The sequence below is a fragment of the Mesorhizobium sp. M4A.F.Ca.ET.020.02.1.1 genome, from assembly GCF_004022645.1.
In the GTDB taxonomy this organism is placed as follows: Bacteria; Pseudomonadota; Alphaproteobacteria; order Rhizobiales; family Rhizobiaceae; genus Mesorhizobium.
Genome location: NZ_RZOI01000618.1, coordinates 1 through 3,686, shown reverse-complemented (window position 1 = coordinate 3,686; position 3,686 = coordinate 1). Strand labels below are relative to the sequence as shown.

The following is a 3,686-nucleotide window of genomic DNA, read 5'->3' as shown; positions in this document are numbered from 1 at the left end:
GCAATCCACCCTCCATCAGCTTCGACAGATGCGAGGAGGCCGTCGGAAGCGACACGCCGGCCTCGAGCGCCAGTTCCGATGCGGTCAATGCCGTGCCGCCCATCAGCGCGGTGAGCATGTTGGCACGGGCCGGATCGCCGACCAGGCTGGCGGTGCGGGCAATGTCCGGTCCTTCGCGCATAGTTTCATCTCCATCGAAGCATTCTCGCCAGAAAACCACTATCCTGCGGTCAGATCAAGGAGATGGCGACGACGCTCCTGACATCGGATTGCCTATCACACCCGAAGCGCGCGATGCTTCGAGCGTGCTCTAACTGTCGCCGCAGCAAACCCAAGCCGACGAGGAGACGACCATGACCATCACCTGCTTCATCCGCTACGAGATCGACCCGTTCGGCAAGGCGGCATTCGAGCAATATGCCCGCGCCTGGGGGCAGGCCATCCCGCGCTGCGGCGCCGACCTCATCGGCTATTTCGCGCCGCATGAAGGTTCGGCCACCACCGCCTATGCCGCCTACAACATCGAGAACCTCGCGGCCTACGAAGCCTACCGCGCCCGGCTTGCCGCCGACCCGGCCGGCAAGGCGAACTACGAATTCGCGCGGCGCGAGAAATTTATCCTGAAGGAGGACCGCATCTTCCTGAGACTGGCGTCAGGTCCGCATGGGCCGCGGCAGATGTTCCAGACCGACGTAACGGTCAAGGAAGGGATGGAAGCATGATCGCCGTCATCTTCGAGGTCGAGCCGGCTCAGGGAAGGCGCGATGCCTATCTCGGCATCGCGGCGGCGCTGCGGCCCCAGCTCGACGGCATCGACGGCTTCATCTCGATCGAGCGCTTCCAGAGCCTCGCCGATCCGAACCGCGTCCTGTCGCTGTCCTTCTGGCGCGACGAGGACGCGGTGAAAGCCTGGCGCAACACCGAAGAGCACCGGCAGGCGCAGAAGGCCGGCCGCGGCGGTATATTTGCCGGCTATCGTCTGCGCATCGCCCACGTCGTGCGCGACTACGGCCTCACCGACAGGACCGAGGCGCCGCAGGATAGCCGGGCGGTGAATGGGTGAGAGAAGGTGCTACGCATTGCCGATCAGCACGCCGGCCGCGAAGACCAGCGCGCCGCCCAGCACCACCTGGAACGCGGCGCGCCAGAACGGCGTCTGCATGTAGCGGTTCTGCACAAAGGCGATCGCCCACAATTCGAAGAACACCACCACGGCGGCGACCGCCGTCGCCGTCCAGAAGAACGGGATGAGATAGGGCAGCGCATGCCCGAGACCGCCCAGCGTCGTCATGATGCCGACGGTCAGTCCGCGCTTCAGCGGCGAGCCGCGGCCCGACAGCTTGCCGTCGTCGGAGGCGACTTCGGTGAAGCCCATCGAAATGCCGGCGCCGATCGAAGCGGCCAATCCGACCAGGAAGGTCTGGAACGTGTCGTGCGTGGCGAAGGCGGCGGCGAAGATCGGCGCCAGCGTCGACACCGATCCGTCCATCAGCCCGGCCAGTCCCGGCTGCACATAGGTGAGGATGAACTGGCGCTGCTCGGCCGTCGCCTCCTCGATCTTGATCTCGCCCGGAACATGCTCCTGTTCCAGTTGGTGAGCCGAGCTCTCATGGCCCTGCTCGGCCACCGCCAATTCGTCGAGCAGTTTGCGGGTCGAGGCATCGGTGGTGCGCTTGGCGGCCTCGACATAGAAGCGGTAGGCCTGCTGTTCCATCGCTTCGGCCTGCCGGCGCACGGCCTCGATGCCGAGCGGCCTGACCAGCCAGTCGGGCTTGCGCTCGTAATAGCCCCTCACGTGCTCGCGCCGGATCAAGGGGATGCGCTCGCCGAAACGCTTGCGGTAGACCTCGATCAGCGAATCGCGGTGGCCGTCCTCTTCCTCCGCCATGGCCTCGAACACCTTGGCCGATTGCGGGAAGTCTTGCGCCAGCCCGTCGGCATAGGCGCGGTAGATGCGCCCGTCATCCTCCTCCGAGGATATGGCCAGCGCCAGGATCTCCTGCTCGTTGAGCGAATCAAAGGAACGGCGGCCGAAGCCGAAGACACGGGAAAGCATGAGCAAGTCACCCTAGATTAGAATTATTCTAAACTAGGGTTGGACCCGCGGCCGGTCAATCGCGCATTGCGGGCGTGCGCAAGATTTGTTGATCCGGTTGCCGGCGGGGCCTTCTTTATTACCGAACGTTCACCTATATAGCTGAACTTAAGCCAAAAGAAAGGAATCCCCGGATGCCGCCGAAAGAGCATGCGCACGCCCTTGATCCGAAACCTGTCCTCGATCTCATCGCCAGCATCGAGGCCGACCTGCAGCGCCTGAAAGGCCTGGTCGAGCAGCAGGTCGAGAAATTCGATCCCGCCAATCCGCACAACAAGTCTCCCGACGGCAAGCTGACGGAAGAGGGCGTCGAGTGCTGCTACCGCATGTTCGACAATGGCAAGTCGCGCTATTCGGTCGCTCAGCAGATGAAGATTTCGTTCGCCGCCGCCACCCACCGCTTCAACGCCTGGCGCAAGCTCGGCGGCAGCAAAAGGCAAAGAACGCTGTTGGGGTGAGGGGCGGCGCCAACGGCAGCTATAATCCGCCAACCTTGTAACCATCACATTTTTTCGTTGGCGCGCCGCGGCCTTTTCCGTGCACCATGGGCGGTCTGTTTGCTCAAGGCCGCGCCCATGACCGTCCCTCCCGGCATCGCCGATATCCGCAACGCCGCGGCGCGCCTCTCCGGCCTGATCGTCGAGACGCCGCTGATCGAATCGCCGGAGCTCAACAAGCGCTATGGCGGCCGCATCCTGTTCAAGCCGGAGACGTTGCAGCGCACCGGCTCGTTCAAGTTCCGCGGCGCCTACAACAAACTGTCGTCGCTGAGCGCGGCGGAGCGCGGTCGCGGCGTCGTCGCCTTCTCCTCGGGCAATCACGCGCAGGGCGTCGCCGCTTCCGCCGCGATGTTCGGCGTCAAGGCGGTCATCGCCATGCCGGCCGACGCGCCGGCGATGAAGATCGGCAATGTCCGCAAGATGGGCGCCGAGGTGGTTCCGTTCGACCGCTTTCGCGATGACCGCATGACGGTGGTTCGTCCCTGGCTGGACAAGGGCATGGCGCTGGTTCCGCCCTTCGACGATCCGGCCATCATCGCCGGCCAGGGCACGATCGGCCTCGAGCTGATGGCCCAGGCCAGGGCTCTCGGCGTCAGCCTCGACGCGGTCGTCATTCCCTGTGGCGGCGGCGGCCTGTCGAGCGGCATCTCCGTTGCCGTCAAGGATGCCTCGCCGGACACCGCGGTCTGGGCCGCCGAACCGGAACATTTCGACGACACCCGCCGTTCGCTGGCCAAGGGTGAGAGGGTCGCCAACGAGCCCGGCCACACCTCGATCTGCGACGCCATCCTCACCGCCGAGCCCGGCGCCATCACCTTCGAGATCAACCGCAAAAACCTCGCCGGCGCTGTCGCCGTGTCCGACAAGGCGACGGCGCAGGCGATGCGCGACGCCATGGCCCATCTCAAGCTGGTGGTCGAGCCCGGCGGCTGCGTGGGCCTCGCCGCGCTCTCGTCCGGCGAGATCGATCTCGCCGGCAAATGCGTCGCCGTCGTGCTCTCTGGCGGCAATGTCGATTTCGACACTTATGCGGAGATCATGGCGGCGGCTTAGGGGACTGCGGGCATTGGACGCCTGAGTCGTTCTGGAGC

General features: G+C 65.0%; 6 protein-coding genes. 4 read left to right on the top strand and 2 right to left on the bottom strand.

All coding sequences use genetic code 11. The features are described 5' to 3' along the window. Positions 1-181: winged helix-turn-helix domain-containing protein (locus EN742_RS27940; RefSeq protein ID WP_148670306.1), on the bottom strand; the 181-nt coding region annotated here is incomplete at its 3' end. A 172-nt stretch (positions 182-353) separates the two neighbouring features. On the opposite strand from EN742_RS27940, the gene EN742_RS27935 reads away from it, so the two are divergent. Next, positions 354-722, top strand: a complete 369-nt coding sequence (locus EN742_RS27935; protein ID WP_127404966.1) for an NIPSNAP family protein — start codon at positions 354-356, stop codon at positions 720-722. Then, the gene (locus EN742_RS27930; protein WP_126057270.1) at positions 719-1,063 is read left to right on the top strand and encodes an antibiotic biosynthesis monooxygenase; all 345 of its coding nucleotides are present in this window, start codon (positions 719-721) and stop codon (positions 1,061-1,063) included. The genes EN742_RS27935 and EN742_RS27930 overlap by 4 nt, the downstream gene beginning before the upstream one ends. Before the next feature lie 9 nt (positions 1,064-1,072). Here EN742_RS27930 and mbfA read toward each other — a convergent pair whose 3' ends face one another. Then, positions 1,073-2,056, bottom strand: coding sequence for an iron exporter MbfA (gene mbfA, locus EN742_RS27925; RefSeq protein ID WP_126057269.1), 984 nt, complete (start codon positions 2,054-2,056; stop codon positions 1,073-1,075). A 173-nt stretch (positions 2,057-2,229) separates the two neighbouring features. On the opposite strand from mbfA, the gene EN742_RS27920 reads away from it, so the two are divergent. Both EN742_RS27920 and EN742_RS27915 read left to right on the top strand, forming a co-directional pair. Beyond that, entirely contained in the window at positions 2,230-2,553 is a 324-nt protein-coding gene (locus tag EN742_RS27920; RefSeq protein ID WP_127404967.1) for a hypothetical protein, read from the top strand. A 117-nt stretch (positions 2,554-2,670) separates the two neighbouring features. Beyond that, positions 2,671-3,648: a threonine/serine dehydratase gene (locus EN742_RS27915; protein WP_126057268.1), complete on the top strand. Its 978-nt coding sequence runs from the start codon at positions 2,671-2,673 to the stop codon at positions 3,646-3,648. Positions 3,649-3,686: the final 38 nt, after the last annotated feature.

Excerpts from the sequence above, each read along its gene's own strand:
- EN742_RS27935 (WP_127404966.1), top strand. The coding sequence starts at position 354 with ATGACCATCACCTGCTTCATCCGCTACGAGATCGACCCGTTCGGCAAG.
- EN742_RS27920 (WP_127404967.1), top strand. The coding sequence starts at position 2,230 with ATGCCGCCGAAAGAGCATGCGCACGCCCTTGATCCGAAACCTGTCCTC.
- EN742_RS27930 (WP_126057270.1), top strand. The coding sequence starts at position 719 with ATGATCGCCGTCATCTTCGAGGTCGAGCCGGCTCAGGGAAGGCGCGAT.
- EN742_RS27915 (WP_126057268.1), top strand. The coding sequence starts at position 2,671 with ATGACCGTCCCTCCCGGCATCGCCGATATCCGCAACGCCGCGGCGCGC.
- mbfA (WP_126057269.1), bottom strand. The coding sequence starts at position 2,056 with ATGCTTTCCCGTGTCTTCGGCTTCGGCCGCCGTTCCTTTGATTCGCTC.